This window comes from Dolomitihabitans soli (assembly GCF_022213955.1).
GTDB classification, from domain to species: Bacteria; Actinomycetota; Actinomycetes; order Streptosporangiales; family Streptosporangiaceae; genus Streptosporangium_A; species Streptosporangium_A soli.
Map to the genome: position 1 here is coordinate 228,584 of NZ_JAKNTW010000006.1, position 19,257 is coordinate 247,840.

Genomic DNA, 19,257 nt, shown 5'->3' on the forward strand with positions numbered 1-19,257 from the left:
GCTATTCTTTCGGAGGTCGCCAAGCAAGCCCCATCCGGGATTGTCAGCGCGATGGGGTATGGTGTAATCGGCAGCACGACTGATTCTGGTTCAGTTAGTCTAGGTTCGAGTCCTGGTACCCCAGCAGGTAGGGCGGATGTCTCCCAACGGAGACACCCGCCTTTCGTGTTTCTCAGGACCTGGCCAGCTTGTCGAGGATGTCCACGATCTTCGCCCAGGAGGCCCGCGAAGGGGCGTGCGCCGCCCGCACGGTGTGCACGTCGAACGTGTTGCCCGGGGTGAGCGCGTCCGCGTCGGCGATCATCCGGTCCTGCAGCGGCACCGGGATGCACATGTCCTGCGAGTGCCGGATATAGGTCCGCGGCACCCGTCCCCACGTCGCCTTACGCCCCCGCGAGTCGGCACCCGAGACGTGCAGCGTGTCGTCGGGCAGCGAACTGTTGAGCATCGCCATGAACTCCGCGTCGCTCGCGTCCGCGCTGAGCGCGGCCTTGGTCTCGGCGAGGAACTTCGGGTCGGCGCTACGCCAGTTGACCCTGACCGCCCCCAGCTTCGCGGGATCGCCGACCAGGCCGCCGATGATCGCGCCCAGCTTGCTCGCCTTCCCCTCGGGCGTCGCCAGGTATTCGTCGATGCTCTTCAACCTCGTGCAGCAGAACGCCGAGATGTAGACGAGCCGGTCGATCAGGTGCGGCACCTCGTTGGCCGCGCCGGTGATCGTCGCACCGCCCATGCTGCCGCCGACCAGGATCACCGGGCCGTGCTTCGCCGCTCGCCGTACCGCCTTGACCGCGGCTTCGACGTAGTCGTCGAGAGTGATGCCGGCCATCGCGGACGGCTCGGCGGCCAGCGCCTTCAGATCCTGGGGCGCCTGGTACGCCTTGCGGAACTGCAGGGTGTCGGGGCCGTGCCCCGGCAACTCCACCCCCACCGTACGGTGGCCGCGCAACGCGAGCTCCGCGTCACCGGCCGTGCCGCCGTTCGCACCGGTGACGAACAGATACGTGGTGACCTTCTCCTTTTCGGCCGCCGGCCCCAGAGCCATCGCGCCCACCCCCGCCACTGATGCGATCTTCATTGCGCCACGACGCGTTACTTCTGACATGGTGTTACCTCCTGACCCGAGGATGACCACCCGGACCCGCCTCCCGGATCGCCTGCACGGCCCGTCGTCCGGTGGACCCGCCTCCACCGATCGGTTGATGCCGCCGATCCACCGATCGAGCCCTCACCAGGGCGATCCGCGCGCCCCCCGTCCAGGAGCACGCTCGGACCATGACGGTCATAGAGGTGCACAACCTGCACAAGAGGTACGGCGAGCACGTCGCGGTCGACGACGTGTCCTTCACCGTGGAGCGCGGTGAGATCTTCGGCATCGTCGGCCCCAACGGAGCCGGCAAGACCACCACGGTGGAGTGCGTCGAGGGGCTCAGACGGCCCGACGGCGGCACGGTCAACGTGCTCGGCATGGACCCGCGGACGGACGGGGCGAAGCTGCGCCGCCGGGTCGGCGTCCAACTCCAGGAGAGCCACCTTCCCGACCGGCTCAAGGTGGCGGAGGTCCTGGACCTGTACAGCTCCTTCTATCCCCGGCCCGCCGACTGGCGGCGGCTGCTGGACGAATGGGGGTTGGCGGCCAAGCGCGACACGGCCTTCGGCAAGCTCTCCGGCGGACAGAAGCAGCGGCTGTTCATCGCCCTCGCGCTGATCGGCGACCCCGAGGTCGTCGTGCTCGACGAGCTCACCACCGGGCTGGACCCGCAGGCCCGGAGGGACACCTGGGAACTGGTGGAGCGGATCGGGGAGCGCGGCGTCACGGTCGTGCTCGTCACCCACTTCATGGAGGAGGCCGAGCGGCTGTGCGACCGGCTCATGGTCGTCGACCGCGGCAGGGTGGCCGCGATCGACACCCCGGCCGGCCTGATCGCCGGCACGCTCCCGGAGCAGCGGATCAGGTTCCGGCCGTCGAGTCCCGTGGCGGAGTCGCTGCTCGCGGAGCTGCCGGGGGTGGCGTCCGTGACCGTGCACGGCCCCCGCGTCGAGGTCGCCGGCACCGGCGACCTGCTGCACGTGGTGACCTCGGTGCTCGCCAGGCACCAGATCATCGCCGCCGACCTGCGGATCGAGCAGGGCACCCTCGACGACGCCTTCGTGGCGCTGACCGGCAGGAGGACCACATGACCCGCCTCACCCACCACGAGCTCAGGCTGTTCCTGCGCGACCCCGCGTCGACGCTGGTCGTGCTGGTGCTGCCGGTGGGCATGGTCGTCCTGTTCGGGGCGATCATGAACCCCGGTGGGGGTAGCGACCCGATCGAGACCTATTTCCCCTCGGCGGCCATCGCGCTCGGCCTCGCCCAGCTCGGGATGAACCTGCTGCCCACCACGGTGGCGGGGTACCGCGAGAAGGGCATACTCCGTCGCATGGCCACCACCCCCATCCATCCGGCGCGGCTGCTGGGCGCCCAGTTCGCGGTCGGCGCGCTGCTCGCGGTGGTCGCCGTGGCCCTGGTGGTGGCCGTGGCCGCGCTCGCGTTCGGCTTCGACCTGCCGGGCCGGCCCCTGGCCTTCCTGGTCACCTGCGTGCTCGGGATCCTGTCGATCTTCGCCGTCGGGTTACTGGTCGCCGCGCTCGCGCCGACCAGCCGGGTGGCCACGGGTATCGGGATCGCGGTGTTCTTCGTCAGCATGGTCTTCGGCGGGGTCTTCATGCCTGCGGAGACCCTGCCCGAGTTCATGCTCACCGTCGGTGACTACACCCCGCTCGGGGCGTTCATGCAGGCGCTGCGGGCGAGCTGGGCGGGGGGCTGGCCGGAGCCGCTGCACCTGCTCGTGATGGCCGTGGTCGCGGTGGTGTTCGCGCTGGCGTCGGCGAAGATGTTCCGGTGGGAGTGATGGGATGACGTGGCTGGCACCCGACAGGGCGGCGGATCCGGGCGGGAGCCGGGGCCGGTGGATCTACCCGGCCCTGGCGTACGGGCTGCTGGGGGTCTCCACGGGCGTCGCGTTCCACCTCGGGCAGCTCGACTCCGCCGCCGTCGCGCTGGTGGCGCTCGCCGCTCTGTGGGTGCCGTGGCTGTACTGGCTCTATCCGCGCAGCGCGAGCCACCGGATCCTGGTCGTCGTCCACTACGCGGGGCTCCTGGCCGTCGGCGGCGCGCTGGTGAGCACGAGCATCGCCTTCACCCTGTTCATCTCCATCGGCTATCCCCTGGCCGGGGCGCTGTTCCCGGTCAGGGGGATCATGAGCGCCGTCGCCGCGACCGCGATCGTCACGGTCGCCGCGCAGAGCCGGCCCGGTTCCGTCCGGCAGATCGACCTGCTCACCGCCCTGCTGGGGATCGCCGTGCCGCTGCTGTTCGTCGGCTGGCAGGTAGGGGCGGAGAGCGACCGGCGGAGGAAGACCAACGAGCGGCTGAAGGCCGCGCTCGCGGAGAACGCCGGTCTGCACGCGCAGCTCGTGACCCAGGCCAGGGAGGCGGGTGTGCTGGACGAGCGGCAGCGGCTGGCCAGGGAGATCCACGACACCATCGCCCAGGACCTCGTCGCGTTGATCACCCAGCTCCGCGCCGCCGACGACGCCCGGCACGATCCCGAGCGGTGGCGCGGGCACATGGACAACGTCGCCGCGCTCGCCGCGCGGAGTCTCACCGAGGCCAGGCGTTCCGTCCGGGCGCTGCACCCGGAACCGCTCGAAGACGCCCGCCTGCCCGACGCGCTCGCCGAGATGGCCGCCGGCTGGGGGGAGCAGGCGGGGGTCCGGCCCGGTTTCGAGGTCACGGGCTCGCCGCGGCGGCTGGCGGCCGGGGTGGAGGTCGTCCTGTTCCGGGTCGTGCAGGAGGCTCTGTCGAACATCGCCAAGCACGCCAGGGCCCGCCGGGTGGGTGTGACGCTCTCCTATCTCGACGACGTGGTCCTGCTCGACATCCGCGACGACGGCGCCGGCTTCGAGCCCGGTGGGGAGAACAAGGGCTACGGGCTGGACACGATGCGCCAGCGGGTGCGCGGCGTGGCCGGCACTCTCTCCATCGAGAGCACCATCGACCAGGGGACGGCGGTCGCCGTCTCCGTCCCCGCGATCCCCGCCGAGGAGGCGACATGAGCGTTCCCATCCGCCTGCTGATCGTGGACGACCACCCGATCGTCCGCGACGGCCTGCGCGCCGCCTTCGGCGCCGTGCCGGACATCGAGGTGGCGGGCGAGGCGGGCGACGGCGCCGAGGGCGTACGGCTGGCGGCCGAGCTGGCCGTCGACGTCGTGCTGATGGACCTCCGGATGCCGGGGAGCGACGGCGTGTGGGCCATCAGGCGGCTCCGCGAGGTCCTGCCGTCCGCCAGGGTGCTCGTGCTGACCACCTTCGACACCGACAGCGACGTGCTGCCCGCCATCGAGGCCGGAGCCACCGGCTACCTGCTGAAGGACGCGCCCACCGAGGAGCTGCTGCGCGCCGTACGCGCCTCCCATCGTGGCGAGACGGTCCTCGCGCCCTCGGTGGCGGGAGTGTTGATGGGACGGGTGCGAGAGCCCGTGAGAGGCGCGCTCAGCCCTCGTGAGCTCCAGGTCCTCCGCCTGGTCGCCGACGGCGCCACCAACCGGGAGGCCGCCGCCCGGCTGTTCATCAGCGAGGCCAGCATCAAGACCCACCTGATCCACGTCTACGCCAAGCTCGACGCCAGAGACCGGGCCTCCGCCGTGGCCGAGGCCTACCGCCGGGGGCTGCTCGACTAATTGCCGCGATGCGGTTCTGGGGCCGGAAGACGTTTTGCCGAGTCCTCCGGGTGCGGTAGAGTTACAGCCGTTGCCGGGGAGAAACCGGCACCGCCGGGAGGGTGAAGTCGCTCTCTCAGACCGTGAGACACGGTCCCGTCGTCTAGTGGCCTAGGACGCCGCCCTCTCAAGGCGGTAACGCCGGTTCGAATCCGGTCGGGACTACCATCGTAGAAGCCCCTCCAGCAATGGAGGGGCTTTCTTCTTTTCCGGCTCCCGCCCGGCTTGGCCCGCACGCCACCATCCCTGAGCACGGCCCGACTTGACTGGAGAGCGGCACTATCTAATATTAGATCGTGTAGCTATCCAATGGAGAAGGGCTGAAATGATCACACTGCTGGCAGCCGGCCGTGAGGACCCGATCGAGAGCCTCACCGTGCCGCACGGCGTTCCCATCCTCGGCTGGCAGCGCAAGCCGCACGGCTGGTGCCGGGCCGAGGCGTGCATCCCGTCCTTCCGCGCGGCCCAGGCCGAAGACGCGGACGGGGTGGACCTGGTCAAGTTCGCCGGACTGCTCGGCAGGCAGGTGGTCGTCGACTCCGAAGAGGGCGTCGTGGCGATCGGCGAGCCCGCCGAGCTGGCGATCGACGAGGCCCCCGACTTCACCCTCGACGGCTTCACGCTGTCGGAGCACCGGGGCACCAAGATCGCCCTGGTCTTCTGGGCCTCCTGGTGCGGGTGCCGTTACGACCTGGCCGCCTGGGACGGGCTGCACCGTGAGCTCGCGGGTCACGGGTTCACGATCGTGAGCGTCTCGCTCGACCGCGAGCCGCTGGACGCGGCCCCGTGGACCAAGGACGTCGCGCACCCCGCACTGGTCGACGCCGAGGGCACGGTCGCCGAGCTCTACAACGTCATCAACGTGCCGACCGTGGTCTGGATCGACGAGGAGGGCCGGATCGCCCGCCCGCAGGACACCATGACCGCCACCGACACCTTCAGGTCCATGAACGGCCTCTCCGCCGAGGCGGCCACCCGGGCGCTGCGCCGCTGGGTGCTGGAGGGCGACACCGGCCTCACCGCGCAGGCCGTACGGGACCACCTGCGCCTGCCCACCGACGCCGAGCGTACGGCCCGCCTGCACGCCAGGCTGGCCGTGTGGCTGCTGCGGCGGGGCCGTACGGCGGCGGCGGAGAGGCACCTCGCGACGGCGGCCGGACTGGCGCCGCACGACGTGTCGATCAGACGCGGCCTGATGCCCCTGACCGGGGCGGACCCGTTCGGCGACGAGTACTTCAAGCTGCGCGAGGAACTGGAGCGCGACGGCGTGGCGATCTACCGCCCGCTGCCTGACTGGCAGACGGGCGGCGACCACGCCGCGGGTTAGTCGGCCGACGACCTCGCCTTGAACAACGCGCGCTTGGCGGCCTTGCCGACCTGGCGGTCGGGGTGCGCCTGGCCGATGGATTCGAGCAGCTCCTCCAGATGGGGGTGCGGCACCCTCCAGATGACCTCCAGCAGTCCGCACAGGTCGCCCGCGGGGCCGATGTCGTGCAGGCTGCTGACGAACTCCTGGCGGCCGAGACCGGCGGAGATGGTCCACATGTCGAGCACCAGCCAGTGGGTGTCGGCCTGGGTGGGCTCGGGCGCCCCGTCGACGTCGAGCTGCGTCAGGTGGGTCGCGGCGTAGGGCCGCAGGGACGGCTCCTTGAGCGCCTCCTGCCAGGCCCCCACCGCGGCCTCGCCGAGTGAGCCGACCATGCTGGCCGCCTGCACCCTGACCAACGCGTCGGCCTCGTCCTCCGCGGCGGCCTGGAGAAGCTCCCTGGCCGCGCGCTCCGGCTCCCGCAGCTCCATCCAGGCGGCGAACTCGGCGTCTGCCTCGTCCTCGGGCAGCTCGGCGCTGAAGGAGAGCAGGTCGAGCGCGGTCATCGCGTCGATGGCCGGCCGCGCGTCGACCTCGATGTCGGCGTCGTCCACCAGGTGGACCACGCCCTCGACGCCGAGCGGGGTCAGGCGCACGTCGTCGCCCTCGACGGCCAGCATGCCGTAGCCGGCCAGCCAGTCGATCGTGGGCGTCAGCGGGTCGCCGTGCTGCTCGGTGGCCGCCGCCCAGGCATCGGCGCCCAGGTCGTCGAACTCGGCCACGGCCTCCTCCAGCTCGGTCCGCAGACCGGGCAGCGAGCGGGAGCCGCCCGCCACGAGCAGCCGGACGAGCAGCGCCCGGGTGAGCCCGCTCAGCGCCAGGGTGAACTCGTCGTCGTCGAGCTCGGGGTCGCCGTAGTCGATCGAGTGCAGCCCCAGCATCCAGGCGTCGAGGACGTCCTCGTCGTCGTCGAACGGCCACGCGGCGGTGTCGTCGTCGACGCTGACGGTGTCGTCGCCCACCGGGGTGAGGAACTCCAGGTCGACCGCGAGATTCCAGATGTTCCACAGCGCGGGCACGGCCTGGGAGAGCGACGGCTCGGCGGCCGGCGGCTCCGGCAGCCCGGTCGCGGCCAGCGCCTGTCTGATCTCCTCGTCGCTCAGCAGGCTCTCCTCGCCCACCGTGCGCTCGCCGCCCACCCAGACCGACAGGTCACGGGCGGTGGCGACGAGCGGGACGGCACGCGCGGCGGCGGCCAGCTCGGAGTCGGGCCTGAGCCTGATCGTGGGAAGGGCGGCCAGCTCGTCGGCGAACGCCTCGAAGTCGCCCAGTCCTTCGTCCTCCTCCTCCTCGTCTTCGTCGGCGATGACGTCCTCCATCGCCTCGACGAACTCGTCTTCCAGCCCGTCGAGTTCGTCGAGCAGGTCGGCGAGCGGGTCGGAGCCCGTGACCAGGCGTTCGGTCTCGGACAGAAAGGTGAGGTAGGCCCGGATCGCGGGGACCATGCCGTCGGCCGCATCGTCGGGGTCCTCCACGACCTCGGGCATGCGGTCGAGCAGGACGGTGCGCAGATCGGCGCGCTTCCACCTGCCGACGTCGTTGGAAGCGGTCAAGCGATGCCACAGGGCGGCGGGGCCGACCAGGTCGGGATCGCTGTCGGGCGCGTGCTCAGGCGCCCACAGGATGAACTCTTGGAGCAGGGGACGCAGCTCAGCGGCAGCTGCCTCGATGCGATCTGTCACGCGCCCAGGCTAGTAGGCGTGAAGGGTGCTCGCCTCCTGATATGGCCGGTGAATCCCGTGGCGGACACGGGGTTTCGCGTTTCGCGGCCGCCGGTGGGTCAGTTGGCGCGGCGCATCGCCTCGGTCATGCGCTCGGCGGCGGCCACCACCGGCGCCGCGTGCATGCGCCCGGGAGTGCGGGTGAGGCGCTCTATCGGGCCGGAGACGGAGACGGCGGCGATCACCTTGCCGCCCGCTCCGCGGATGGCGGCGGAGACGCTGGCGACCCCTTGTTCCCGCTCGCCCACACTGTGCGCCCAGCCGCGCCTGCGCACGCTGGCCAGGGTCGCGGCGGTGAACTTGGCGCCGCGCAACCCGCGGTGCAACCGGTCGGGCTCCTCCCAGGCCAGCAGCACCTGGGCGGCGGAGCCCGCCGTCATCGGCAGCGCCGTGCCGACGGGAACCGTGTCACGCAGGCCGCTGGCCCGCTCGGCCGCCGCCACGCACACCCGCTCATCACCCTGGCGCCGGTAAAGTTGGGCACTCTCACCGGTGAGGTCGCGAAGGTGGGTCAACACCGGGGCGGCGACGGCGAGGAGCCGGTCCTCACCCGCGGCCGTGGACAACTCGGAAAGCCGGGGGCCCAGCACGAATCGCCCCTGTGTGTCGCGGGTGACGATCCTGTGGTGCTCAAGCGCCACGGCCAGCCGGTGGGCCGTCGGCCGGGCCAGCCCGGTCGCCTGCACCAGCTGCGCCAGGGACGCCGGACCCGCCTCAAGGGCGTTGAGCACGAGAACGGCCTTGTCCAGTACGCCGACTCCGCTAGAGTTGTCCATAAGCCGATACTGCCGTCTCGCGATATGAGAAGGCAAGTCTGAGTAGGGAGGCGACGGAATGGGTCGCACACTGGCCGAGAAGGTCTGGGAGCAACACGTCGTACGGCGTGCGGAGGGTGAACCCGACCTGCTCTACATCGACCTGCACCTCATCCACGAGGTGACCAGCCCGCAGGCGTTCGATGGCCTGCGCATGGCGGAGCGTCCGGTGCGCCGGCCCGACCTCACCATCGCCACCGAGGACCACAACGTCCCGACCGTGCTGGGGCCGATCACCGACCCGGTCTCGCGCATCCAGGTCGAGACGCTGCGCAAGAACTGCGCCCAGTTCGGCGTGCGGCTGCACCCGATGGGCGACGCGGGTCAGGGCGTGGTGCACATCATCGGGCCGCAGTTCGGCCTGACCCAGCCGGGCATGACCATCGTGTGCGGAGACTCCCACACCTCCACGCACGGCGCGTTCGGCGGTCTGGCGTTCGGCATCGGCACCTCCGAGGTCGAGCATGTGCTGGCGACCCAGACGCTGCCCGCGTACCGGCCGAAGACCATGGCCATCGAGGTCACCGGCGAGCTGCCGGCGGGCGTGACGGCCAAGGACCTGATCCTGGCGATCATCGCCAAGATCGGCACCGGCGGCGGTCAGGGCCACATCGTGGAGTACCGCGGCGAGGCCGTGCGCAAGCTGTCGATGGAAGGCCGGATGACGGTCTGCAACATGTCGATCGAGGCCGGCGCCAGGGCGGGCATGATCGCTCCCGACGAGACCACGTTCGCCTACCTCAAGGGCCGCGCGCACGCGCCGTCAGGCGACGACTGGGACCAGGCGGTCGCCTACTGGAAGACCCTGCGGACCGACGACGACGCCGTCTTCGACACGGTCGTCGAGATCGACGCCGGCACGCTGACGCCGTTCGTCACCTGGGGCACCAACCCGGGTCAGGGCGTGCCGCTCGGCTCCGTCGTGCCCAGCCCGGAGGAGTTCGCCGACCCGACCGCCCGCTCGGCGGCCGAGCGCGCCCTGCAGTACATGGACCTCACCGCCGGCACGCCGCTGCGCGAGGTCGCGGTCGACACCGTCTTCGTCGGCTCCTGCACCAACGGCAGGATCGAGGACCTGCGGGCCGCCGCCGACATCCTGCGCGGCCGTACGGTCGTCACCCGCACGCTGATCGTCCCCGGCTCCATGCAGGTCAAGAAGGCGGCCGAGGAAGAGGGCCTCGACGAGGTCTTCAAGGCGGCGGGCGCCGAGTGGCGCGAGGCGGGGTGCTCGATGTGCCTGGGCATGAACCCCGACATCCTCGCCCCCGGCGAGCGCAGCGCCTCCACCTCCAACCGCAACTTCGAGGGCAGGCAGGGCAAGGGCGGGCGCACGCACCTGGTGTCGCCGGCCGTGGCCGCCGCCACCGCCGTCACCGGCCGCCTGACCGCCCCAGCCGATCTCTAAGAGGAACCGACCATGGACGCCTTCACCACCCACACGGGACGCGCGGTGCCACTGCGCCGCAGCAACGTCGACACCGACCAGATCATCCCGGCCGTCTGGCTCAAGCAGGTCAGCCGCACCGGTTTCGAGAAGGGCCTGTTCTCCGCCTGGCGCGAGGACCCGACCTTCGTGCTCAACGACCCCTCCTACGAGGGCGCCTCGATCCTGCTCGCGGGCCCCGACTTCGGCACCGGCTCCTCTCGCGAGCACGCCGTGTGGGCGCTCCAGCAGTACGGCTTCCGCGTGGTGATCGCGGCTCGCTTCGGCGACATCTTCCGTAACAACTCCACCAAGATGGGCCTGCTCCCGGTGGTCCTCCCGGCCGAGACCGTGGAGGCCGTCCAGTCGGCCGTGGAGGCGGACCCGACCCTGCAGATCACCGTTGACCTGGAGGGACGCGAGGTTCGCTGGGCGGATGAGGCCGCCGGATTCGAGATCGACGACTACACCCGCTGGCGGCTGACCGAAGGGCTCGACGACATCGGGCTGACCCTGCGTGCGGCCGACGACATCGCCTCGTACGAGAATGGTCGGCAGCCATGGCTGCCGACGACCATCTGACAGAGCACGCGAACCAGGATGAGCTGGCGCGGCGGTTGCGTGACGCGCACCGCCGCGTCCGCGCGCTGCTCCTGCCCATCGAGGAACGGCACCGCCTCTCCCGGCGGCTGCTGGCCATCTGCGACGTCTCCAAGCGCGACCTCCAGCACGCCTCCGGGCGCCTCTCGACCTTCCTCGACGACCTCTCCGACCTGGAATCCGACACGCCAAGTGGGCGAAACATCGCGCCAGGTGATTGAGTCCGGGCGCTCTCTCCCCTAATTTCAAGCAGGTAAGGGGTTTCTAACCGTTGCCTGGTGTGCTGGAACCCCATGCCGTTACAGGGGGAGCGACCAAATGAACAAGCGGGAACTCGTCGACGCCATCGCGGAGCGAGTCGGTGACAAGAAGACCGCCACCGAAGCCGTGAACGCCGTGCTTGAGGCCATCCAGAAGGCGGTCGCGGGCGGGGACAAGGTATCCATCACCGGCTTCGGCGCTTTCGAGATGGTGCACAAGCCCGCCCGTACGGCCAGGAACCCGTCGACCGGTGACCCGATCAAGGTGGCCGAGAGTTGGGCTCCGAAGTTCCGTCCCGGTGCGGACTTCAAGGAGCTGGTCAACGTCGGGGGCAAGAAGGCGGCCAAGAAGAAGTAACCGGCCGGCGTAGGCGCCCGCCGCCCGGAAAGGGCGCGGGCGCCTACGCTTGCCCGGGGAGCGGGAAGGTCGACAGCGTGATCGCCGTGATCTCGCCGCCGCTCACCGCGATGTTGACCCGCTGGCCCGAGCGGAGCAGCCGCAACGGCCCCGCGTCGAACGCCGCGGCGCCGAAGGGCACCTGGGTGCCGTCGTCGAGGAACACCGACCCTGAACGGGTCGCCGGATCGAAGCTCCGCACGGTCGCCTGCACGCGACCCAGCGTAAACCGTTTGCCCGCCGGAGGGCGATCCTGTGCGGGCCGCGCGTCACCCGGCGGATACCGACTTTTCGCGCTTTGGCTGGGCGAATGCCATCACCCAGCCGGGACCCAGGTCACGCTGACCGCTCGGTTGGAGGGGCTGGGAGGGTGAGGTCGGCCACCACGGCGGAGGTGTGCGGGCCGAGGCCGAGGGCGATGGCGATACGCAGGTCGTCGGGGGTGTCGACGTCGCGGCGCACCGAGTCGACGCCCTGCGGGCACAACTCCTTGGCCCCGCCGGACAAGTGCCTCGCCCGGGACTCGCCGCCGAACCCGGGAGTGAACGGCAGGCCCGGCCGTACGCCGTAGAACGTCGTGCCCACGTCGGCGGCGTCGGGGAGGAACGACTGGTCGAACTCGGCGGCGGCGGTCAGCACCGTGGCCAGCTCGGCCGGGCGCAGGGCCGGCAGGTCGGCCTGGAGCGCGGCGACCGGGTCGCCGGGCGCCAGCCGTACGGCATGCGCGGCGCCCGCCCGCAGGGCGGTGTTGAGGCCCCGGTCGGGGTCGGTGACCACGTCGGCGCCGAGCGCGGCGAGCGGGCCCGCGGCGGCGGGATCGGCCGTCACCACGATCACCCTGGCGACGAGCGGGCAGGCCAGAGCCGCGGAGACGGTGTCGCAGGCCACCGCGACGGCCAGCCGTGAGCGGTGCGGGCCCGCCGCGGCGGCCAGCCTGGTCTTCGCCGCGACCAGCGTTTTCACCGGCACGACGATGGACCAGCCGGTGGTTTCCTTGACGCGCATGCCCTCAAGCATCTCGTCTCGACATCCCGTGCGGCCAACCGGGAGACTTATGGGGCATGCCGGATCTCCTGGAGGAGTACATGAGCCGCTCCATTCGACCGTCGCGCTTCTGGGAGACCTTGGTCGTGGTGATCGTCAAGCCGCTCTCCTGGCTCCTCGTCAAGAAGGACTGGCGCAGAGGGGACCGGATCCCGCGGACCGGCGGTGTGATCATCGTCGCCAACCACCTCTCCTGGACCGACCCGGTCCTGCTGTCGCACTACCTCTACAACAACGGGCGCTGGCCGGTAGTCCTCGCCAAGGCGACGATTTTCAAGGTGCCGATCCTCGGCCACGCGGTCCGGTCGCTGTGCGCGATCCCCGTCCACCGGGCCAGCAGCGAGGCGTCCCAGTCACTGGAGGCGTCGGAGCAGCGGCTGCGTGACGGCGCGGCGGTGCTCTTCTACCCCGAGGGCACCTGCACCCGCGACCCCGACCTGTGGCCGATGGCGGGCAAGACGGGCGCCGCGCGGCTGGCCCTGCGCAGCGGCGTGCGGGTGATCCCGGTGGCCCACTGGGGATCCCAGGAACTGCTGCCGTACGGCGCGAAGAAGCCCAGGCTGTTCCCGCGCAAGACGTTCCGGGTGCAGGTGGGGCCGCCGGTCGACCTGTCGAAGTACGACGGCATGCCGCTGGAAGGGGAGGTGCTGCGCGAGGCGACGGCCGACATCATGGCGGCGATCACGGCCCAGCTCGCCGAACTCCGTGGGGAGAAGGCGCCGTCCGCGCGGCCTCCTGGGAACTGACGACCGCGTACGGTGAAGGGATGACCAAAGCCGTCGTTTTCGGAACCGGCTCGTGGGGCACCACGTTCGCCATGCTCCTCGCCGAAGCCGGGACCCAGACGACACTGTGGGGTCGCCGGGCCGAGATCGTCGAGTCCATCGACCTGCGGCACGAGAACCCCGACTACCTGCCGGGAATCGTGCTGCCCGCCGCGCTGCGGGCGACGACGGATGCCGCGGAGGCACTCGACGGAGCCGACTTCGTGGTGCTGGCCGTGCCGTCGCAGTCGCTGCGCGGCAACCTCGCCGGGTGGGCGCCGCACATCCCCCGTGACGCGGTGCTGGTGAGCCTGATGAAGGGCATCGAGCTGGGCACCACCAAACGGATGAGCGAGGTGATCAGCGAGGTCGCCGGAGTGCCGGACGGACGGGTCGCGGTGGTCTCGGGCCCGAACCTGGCCAGGGAGATCGCCGACCGTCAGCCCGCCGCGGCCGTGGTGGCCTGTACGGACGAGTCGGTCGCCGGGCGGTTGCAGGAGGCGTGCCACGTGCCGTGGTTCCGCCCGTACACCAATCCCGACGTGGTGGGCGCCGAGCTCGGCGGCGCGGTCAAGAACGTGATCGCGCTGGCCGTCGGCGTGGCGGTCGGCATGGGGTTCGGTGACAACGCGCGGGCGACGCTGATGACGAGAGGGCTGGCGGAGATCTCCCGCCTCGGCGCGGCGCTGGGCGGCGATCCGCATACGTTCGCCGGGTTGGCCGGAATGGGCGACCTTGTAGCGACCTGTACGTCACCGCTGTCGAGGAATCGCACCTTCGGCGAGAACCTGGGCCGTGGCATGACCCTGGCCGAGGTCATCGCCGCCACCAAGCAGACCGCCGAGGGCGTCAAATCATGCGAGTCCGTCCTCGAACTGGCCAGAAAGCACGACGTGGAGATGCCGATCACCGAGGTCGTGGTGGGGGTCGTGCACGACGGAATGACGCCCGGCGAGGCCGCGGTGCTGCTGATGTCGCGGACTCCCAAAGCGGAACGGTACGGCGTGTGACCGGTTGCACGTCGCGGAACACCCCGCTCCGCCCCGCCTCGCACAAGCGTCTGGCGCGCCACCGCCCGTCCCTTCGAGTGCTCCGCCGGGTACGCCGAGGCGCCCGGCGAGCGCAGCGGGCGACGTCGGCTTCGCCATCGGTTCGGCGGCCGCCGAGGACCTGACCAGGGCGCTCGGCACCCTCCGCCCGTCGACCGGACACGTGTCTGAGCGCAGGATCGACCACCCAGACGCGATAGATTCGGGCATCATGAACGAACACCGTGAGATCCGGCCGCGGGTCGCCATCGTCTTCGGCGGCCGCAACTCCGAGCACGCCGTGTCCCTTCTCGGGGCGGGCAGCGTGCTGGAGGCGATCGACCGGACCAAGTACGACGTCGTCCCCGTGGGAATCGCCCCGGACGGCCGCTGGGTCCTCGCCACGAGCGACCAGCGGTTCGCCATCGAGGCCACGGTCGACGAGTCGGGCACCGCGCTCGCCCTGCCCTCCGGCGGCGCCGAGCTGGTGGCGCTCGCGCCCGGTGCCATCCCGGTGGAGCTGGGCAAGGTCGACGTGGTCTTCCCCGTGCTGCACGGCCCCTTCGGCGAGGACGGCACCATCCAGGGGCTGCTGGAGATGGCCGGCGTCCGCTATGTCGGATCCGGCGTGCTGGCCAGCGCGGTGGGCATGGACAAGGCGTACATGAAGATGGTGCTGGCCGCCTCCGGCCTGCCCGTCGGCCCCTACGTGGTGATCCGCGACCGCGACTGGCGGCTCGACCGTGACCGGGTCGTGAAGGAGGTCGAGGCGCTCGGCTGGCCGGTCTTCGTCAAGCCGTCCCGGGCGGGTTCCAGCCAGGGCATCTCCAAGGCGAACGACCTGGAGGAGCTGGAGCGGGCCGTCGACTTCGCCAGGGAGCACGACCCCAAGGTGCTCGTCGAGGCCGCCATCGCGGGCCGGGAGATCGAGTGCGCGGTCCTGGAGTCGTTCGGCGACGAGCCCGCCACGGCGAGCCTGCCGGGCGAGGTGCTGGCGGGCGAGGATCACGAGTTCTTCGACTTCTCCGCCAAGTACCACGAGGGCCAGATGTCGCTCGCCGTGCCCGCCGACATCCCGCCGCACGTCACCGAGGAACTGCGGGCCATGGCGGTGCGCGCCTTCGAAGCGCTGAGCTGCGAGGGGCTCTCCCGGGTCGACTTCTTCTACACGCCGCAGGGCGAGATCGTGCTCAACGAGATCAACACGATGCCCGGCTTCACCTCGCTGTCCGTCGCCCCTCAGCTCTTGGCCGCCTCCGGCCTGCCGTACTCGGGGCTGGTGGACCATCTGATCCAGCTCGCCCTGAACCGCCAGACGGGTCTCCGCTAGGTGCGAGCCCAGGGCGCAGCAGCGGGGGTCGCGCGTGTGGGTGCGACCCGGCCGGTTCGGCTTCGGGGTGAGCGTCAGGCCGGGAGGGCTTTCTTGATCGGAGCGGAGAGGTCGACGAGCACGTCACCGGCCCGGTGCTTGCGCGACACGGTCACCTCGACGTAGCCCACGCCGGTCACCGCCGTGTAGAGGGTGTCGGCCTTCGGGTCGGGGAACCATCCCACGCCGTCGATCTCCGAGAGCCGGTCGGTCGCCGCCATCCTGGCCGGTCGTGGCACGCCGCAGCGCAGCGCGATCTCGGCCTCCCCCCAGACGACCACGTAGGGCGACTTCGGGTCGGACTCCGTCCGGCCGACGCCGTCGAGGGTCTGCGGCAGCAGGCCGTTCAGCTCCTGGCAGGCGGCGGCCGCCGGCCCGTCGGGCTTGGGCGGCTCCACCCGCACGGCGCCGCCGCACGCCGCGAGCGAGAGTACGGCGAGCGATGCGATGACAGCTCTCAACGGTGATCCAGGTCAGATGTGGACGATGGGACACGTAAGAGTACGCGTGATCCCTTCGACCGCCTGAATCTGGGCCACGACGAGCTTGCCCAGTTCGTCGACGTTTCTCGCCTCGGCCCTGACGATGACGTCGTAGGGCCCCGTCACGTCTTCGGCCTGGGTGACACCGGAGATCCCGGCGATCTCCAGCGCCACGCTCGCGGCCTTGCCGACCTCGGTCTGGATAAGGATGTAGGCCTGCACCATCACGTCCTCCCGGGCGGGCTGAGCTGAATTGGATCAGCGCCGAAGGGCCACCGTACCCTGTGTTGCGACAGGAGGTGCACCATCACAGTCGGAGATCTCGGAGAATTCGGAGTTGTTGCACGGATTGCCGGGCGTTTGCCGCAGAGCGCGGCGGTGCTACTTGGCCCCGGTGACGACGCCGCACTGGTCAGCGCGCCCGACGGACGAGTCGTCGTGACGACCGATCTGTTACTAGAGGGTAGGCATTTCCGCCGCGATTGGTCCAGTGGGTACGACATCGGTCGAAAAGCGGCAGCTCAGAATCTTTCCGACATTGTCGCCATGGGGGCCGGTCCCACCGGCCTGGTGGTGGGCCTCGGCCTGCCCGTCGACCTCGCCACAGCGTGGCTCGACGCGCTCACCGACGGCTTCCGGGACGAGTGCGCGCTGGTGGGGGCCAGCGTCGTCGGCGGCGACATCGCGCGCTCGGAACAGATCGTGCTCGGCGTGACCGCTCTCGGAGATCTCGCCGGACGTCCCCCGGTGACCCGTTCGGGCGCCCGCCCCGGCCACGTCGTCGCCCTCACCGGGCGGCTCGGGCACGCCGCCGCCGGCCTCGCGCTTCTCCAGTCGGGCCGGGACCTCTCCGGCTCCTCGTTCGCCGGGGAACTCGTCGGGGCGCACCAGCGGCCGTGCCCGCCGTACCCGGAAGGGGTGCGCGCGGCCGAGCTGGGGGCGACGGCGATGCTCGACGTCAGCGACGGGCTCGTGCAGGATCTCGCGCATGTCGCGAAGGCGAGCGGGGTGGCGATCTCACTGGACCCCCGGGCGCTGGTTCCCGAGGATTCGCTGAGGGCGGCTGCCGGGTTCCTGGGGGCCGATCCGCTCGACTGGATGCTTACAGGGGGTGACGATCATGCACTCGTCGCCACCTTCCCGCAGGGGGGTGCACTCCCCCCCGAATGGCGGGTGGTGGGTGAGGTTCTCCCAGGTGACGGCGGTGTTGCCGCTGTTACGGTGCAGGGCCGGGCCGTACGGCGGGGCGGGTGGGATCACTTCCGATAGTGACAAAGGTAACTCTGTGACAATCGTGAAATTTGTGACATAGAAGTGTTTGAGATGTTATGAAGATGGGCGGCCATGGTTCCCGACAGGAAGGGCCGTGATGGGTCGCCATGACAACGAAGGACAGGAGCAACCCCGCAAACGCGGCAAACGACAGCCGCGCCGTACTGCGGAGCCCCTGCAGCCCGACACGTCCGACGCCACCCCGCGACGGCTTCCCGCTGATGACGACGCCGCCGAATGGACGGCCGAATGGCACCTGCCCGACGACGACCTGAACGATCCGTCGTCCCCGTGGACCCCGGACCGCCAGGACCGGCACCCGGAGCACGGCGAAGCCGTCCCCGACCGGCCGCTCTCGCCGGTGGAGTCCGGTGAGGCGACGGGTCAGTGGGCTCCCGACTGGTCACAGCAGCCGGTCGAGTCCGGTGAGGCGACAGGCCAGTGGACGCCCGACTGGTCACAGCAGCCCGCCGAGCCCGGCCAGGCGACAGGTCAGTGGAGCCAGGACTGGCCGTCGTCGGCCCCCGAGCTGGGAAACGCCTGGGTTCAGGGCACACCGCGATCGGCCGCCGAGACAGGTGAGCCGACCGGTCAGTGGACCTCCGACTGGCCGCAGCAGTCGTCCGAACTCGGGGAGACGGCCGGTCGCCGCACCTCCGACCCGGGACGGCCGTTCGCCGATCCGGAGGCGACCGGTCAGTGGGCCGCCGAGCCCGCACCCCAGGACGCGGACGATCTCCCGTGGAATCCCGAACTGCCGGGCCGGGGCGCCGGCCGCGGGGCGTACGAACCCTCGGCTGCGGCCGATGGCCTGCCTGAGGCCGGTGGACCGGGGGAGAGGACGGGGCAATGGGCGACCGAGGGGACCCTGCACCCGCAGGACCGCCTCGTCTACTCCGGCGCCGCGGAGACCTCCACGTTCCAACAGGCCGGCTTCGAACAGGCCGGCACGCAACCGGGCGAGTTCGAACCGCCCAAGCCTTCACGCGGGGGAAGGCGTAAGAAGAAGAACGACTTCCTCGACTCAGGGTGGAACGAGGACGCGCCCAAGAAGAGCAAGCGGACGATGATCCTCTCGATGGCCGCCGCGGTGGCGCTGCTCGGCGGGACCGTGGCCGGGGTACAGATCATGACGCGTCCGACGGGAGTGTCGGCGGCCTGCCCGCCGAGCGAGGACTGCGCCGTGGTGGCCCCCAACCCGGTGGCCCCCGACCCCGCCACGACCGCCCCCGCCGACCCCGAGGCCACGGAGACGGAGAGCCCCGAGAAGCCCAGGACCCCTAAGGCCACCGGCGCCACGCGGGCGCCCACCAGTCCTGCGTCGTCCCCTCCGACCCGCCGTGTCGTGCCCAAGCGCACTCCCTCCGCCTCTCCCACCGAGAAGGAGCAGGACGCGGGGATCGACGACCAGCCGACCCCGCCACCGGACGTCAGGATCGAGGAGAAGGAGGACGAGGAGGAGGAGAAGAAGCGGCTGGACGCGCCCACCCCCGGTCCCACCACCGCCCCTCCGACGACCACGCCTCCTCCCACCTCCGGACCGCAACCGGAGCCGGACGACCCCGGCTTCGAACAGCAGGGACTCGTTGACCTGGACATCCGGGTGGGATTCGACGTGCTCACCAACCGGCTCACCCGCTACGAGGCCGAGATCTCCGTGGTGAACGCCTCCGCGGCGGCGCTGCCCGGCCTCACGCTGAGCGTCCCGGTGGGCGGCGTGGTGAGAGACGTCGAAGGGGCCGACTGGGAGCAGCAGGGCGGAACCCTCGTGCTGCGATACGCCGGGGACATGCCCGCCGGCGACCAGCTGACGATCACCTTCACCGCTCTCGGTAACCCCGAAGCCCCCGACACCTGCGAAGTCTCCGGAGGCACCTGCGAACTGACCTAGACCACCGGGCCGGCCGTCGCTGGGTGAGAACCCGGTGACGGCGACTGGTTGGATGGAGA

Annotated in this window: 21 protein-coding genes and 2 tRNA genes; 16 read left to right on the plus strand and 7 right to left on the minus strand. The window is 70.8% G+C overall.

Annotated elements, in window-relative coordinates; translation table 11 throughout:
• The first annotated feature begins 52 nt into the window (after positions 1-52).
• Positions 53-124: transfer RNA gene (locus MBA17_RS14435), tRNA-Gln, on the plus strand.
• A 48-nt stretch (positions 125-172) separates the two neighbouring features.
• Here MBA17_RS14435 and MBA17_RS14440 read toward each other — a convergent pair.
• Positions 173-1,078, minus strand: coding sequence for an alpha/beta fold hydrolase (locus MBA17_RS14440; RefSeq protein ID WP_238496946.1), 906 nt, complete (start codon positions 1,076-1,078; stop codon positions 173-175).
• 197 nt (positions 1,079-1,275) lie between these two features.
• Between MBA17_RS14440 and MBA17_RS14445 the strand changes: the two genes are divergently transcribed.
• The 6 genes from MBA17_RS14445 to MBA17_RS14470 all read left to right on the plus strand — a co-directional run bounded on the left by MBA17_RS14445 (position 1,276) and on the right by MBA17_RS14470 (position 6,093).
• Positions 1,276-2,181: an ABC transporter ATP-binding protein gene (locus tag MBA17_RS14445; RefSeq protein WP_238496947.1), complete on the plus strand. Its 906-nt coding sequence runs from the start codon at positions 1,276-1,278 to the stop codon at positions 2,179-2,181.
• Complete coding sequence (locus tag MBA17_RS14450) at positions 2,178-2,894, plus strand: ABC transporter permease (RefSeq protein WP_238496948.1); 717 nt, start codon at positions 2,178-2,180, stop codon at positions 2,892-2,894. Before MBA17_RS14445 ends, MBA17_RS14450 begins: the two co-directional genes overlap by 4 nt.
• Positions 2,895-2,898: 4 nt before the next feature.
• On the plus strand, positions 2,899-4,101 hold the full coding sequence (locus MBA17_RS14455; RefSeq protein ID WP_238496949.1) for a sensor histidine kinase: 1,203 nt from the start codon (positions 2,899-2,901) through the stop codon (positions 4,099-4,101).
• Entirely contained in the window at positions 4,098-4,727 is a 630-nt protein-coding gene (locus MBA17_RS14460; RefSeq protein WP_238496950.1) for a response regulator, read from the plus strand. The genes MBA17_RS14455 and MBA17_RS14460 overlap by 4 nt, the downstream gene beginning before the upstream one ends.
• A gap of 131 nt (positions 4,728-4,858) precedes the next feature.
• Positions 4,859-4,934: transfer RNA gene (locus MBA17_RS14465), tRNA-Glu, on the plus strand.
• Between the two features lie 157 nt (positions 4,935-5,091).
• Positions 5,092-6,093, plus strand: coding sequence for a redoxin domain-containing protein (locus tag MBA17_RS14470; protein WP_238496951.1), 1,002 nt, complete (start codon positions 5,092-5,094; stop codon positions 6,091-6,093).
• Here the strand turns inward: MBA17_RS14470 and MBA17_RS14475 are convergent.
• Positions 6,090-7,814, minus strand: a complete 1,725-nt coding sequence (locus MBA17_RS14475) for a hypothetical protein (RefSeq protein WP_238496952.1) — start codon at positions 7,812-7,814, stop codon at positions 6,090-6,092. The genes MBA17_RS14470 and MBA17_RS14475 overlap by 4 nt on opposite strands.
• 98 nt (positions 7,815-7,912) lie before the next feature.
• Positions 7,913-8,629, minus strand: a complete 717-nt coding sequence (locus MBA17_RS14480) for an IclR family transcriptional regulator (RefSeq protein WP_238496953.1) — start codon at positions 8,627-8,629, stop codon at positions 7,913-7,915.
• A 58-nt stretch (positions 8,630-8,687) separates the two neighbouring features.
• On the opposite strand from MBA17_RS14480, the gene leuC reads away from it, so the two are divergent.
• The 4 genes from leuC (at position 8,688) to MBA17_RS14500 (ending at position 11,309) form a co-directional block, all read left to right on the plus strand.
• Positions 8,688-10,073: a 3-isopropylmalate dehydratase large subunit gene (gene leuC, locus MBA17_RS14485; protein WP_238496954.1), complete on the plus strand. Its 1,386-nt coding sequence runs from the start codon at positions 8,688-8,690 to the stop codon at positions 10,071-10,073.
• Between the two features lie 12 nt (positions 10,074-10,085).
• Positions 10,086-10,673, plus strand: coding sequence for a 3-isopropylmalate dehydratase small subunit (gene leuD, locus MBA17_RS14490; protein WP_238496955.1), 588 nt, complete (start codon positions 10,086-10,088; stop codon positions 10,671-10,673).
• Complete coding sequence (locus MBA17_RS14495) at positions 10,652-10,912, plus strand: SCO5555 family protein (protein ID WP_238496956.1); 261 nt, start codon at positions 10,652-10,654, stop codon at positions 10,910-10,912. The genes leuD and MBA17_RS14495 overlap by 22 nt, the downstream gene beginning before the upstream one ends.
• A gap of 97 nt (positions 10,913-11,009) precedes the next feature.
• Complete coding sequence (locus MBA17_RS14500; RefSeq protein WP_238496957.1) at positions 11,010-11,309, plus strand: HU family DNA-binding protein; 300 nt, start codon at positions 11,010-11,012, stop codon at positions 11,307-11,309.
• 43 nt (positions 11,310-11,352) lie between these two features.
• Here the strand turns inward: MBA17_RS14500 and MBA17_RS14505 are convergent, their stop codons facing one another.
• Together MBA17_RS14505 and cofC are read right to left on the minus strand one after the other, a co-directional pair.
• Positions 11,353-11,562 carry a hypothetical protein gene (locus tag MBA17_RS14505; RefSeq protein WP_238496958.1) on the minus strand — a complete coding sequence of 70 codons (210 nt, stop codon included), beginning with the start codon at positions 11,560-11,562 and terminating at the stop codon, positions 11,353-11,355.
• Between the two features lie 122 nt (positions 11,563-11,684).
• Positions 11,685-12,353: a 2-phospho-L-lactate guanylyltransferase gene (gene cofC, locus MBA17_RS14510; protein WP_238496959.1), complete on the minus strand. Its 669-nt coding sequence runs from the start codon at positions 12,351-12,353 to the stop codon at positions 11,685-11,687.
• Positions 12,354-12,409: 56 nt separating this feature from the next.
• On the opposite strand from cofC, the gene MBA17_RS14515 reads away from it, so the two are divergent.
• The 3 genes from MBA17_RS14515 (at position 12,410) to MBA17_RS14525 (ending at position 15,514) form a co-directional block, all read left to right on the plus strand.
• The gene (locus tag MBA17_RS14515) at positions 12,410-13,138 is read left to right on the plus strand and encodes a lysophospholipid acyltransferase family protein (protein WP_238496960.1); all 729 of its coding nucleotides are present in this window, start codon (positions 12,410-12,412) and stop codon (positions 13,136-13,138) included.
• A gap of 20 nt (positions 13,139-13,158) precedes the next feature.
• The gene (locus tag MBA17_RS14520; protein WP_238496961.1) at positions 13,159-14,166 is read left to right on the plus strand and encodes an NAD(P)H-dependent glycerol-3-phosphate dehydrogenase; all 1,008 of its coding nucleotides are present in this window, start codon (positions 13,159-13,161) and stop codon (positions 14,164-14,166) included.
• Between the two features lie 250 nt (positions 14,167-14,416).
• The gene (locus tag MBA17_RS14525; RefSeq protein ID WP_238496962.1) at positions 14,417-15,514 is read left to right on the plus strand and encodes a D-alanine--D-alanine ligase family protein; all 1,098 of its coding nucleotides are present in this window, start codon (positions 14,417-14,419) and stop codon (positions 15,512-15,514) included.
• 74 nt (positions 15,515-15,588) lie between these two features.
• On the opposite strand, the gene MBA17_RS14530 is transcribed toward MBA17_RS14525, so the two are convergent.
• A complete protein-coding gene (locus MBA17_RS14530) occupies positions 15,589-16,014 on the minus strand; it encodes a DUF3515 domain-containing protein (RefSeq protein WP_238496963.1) in 426 nt (141 codons plus the stop codon).
• 12 nt (positions 16,015-16,026) lie between these two features.
• The gene (locus tag MBA17_RS14535; RefSeq protein WP_238496964.1) at positions 16,027-16,260 is read right to left on the minus strand and encodes an Lrp/AsnC family transcriptional regulator; all 234 of its coding nucleotides are present in this window, start codon (positions 16,258-16,260) and stop codon (positions 16,027-16,029) included.
• A gap of 81 nt (positions 16,261-16,341) precedes the next feature.
• On the opposite strand from MBA17_RS14535, the gene MBA17_RS14540 reads away from it, so the two are divergent.
• Together MBA17_RS14540 and MBA17_RS14545 are read left to right on the plus strand one after the other, a co-directional pair.
• Positions 16,342-17,304, plus strand: coding sequence for a thiamine-phosphate kinase (locus tag MBA17_RS14540; protein ID WP_455432771.1), 963 nt, complete (start codon positions 16,342-16,344; stop codon positions 17,302-17,304).
• 97 nt (positions 17,305-17,401) lie between these two features.
• A complete protein-coding gene (locus MBA17_RS14545) occupies positions 17,402-19,198 on the plus strand; it encodes a hypothetical protein (protein WP_238496965.1) in 1,797 nt (598 codons plus the stop codon).
• Positions 19,199-19,257: the final 59 nt, after the last annotated feature.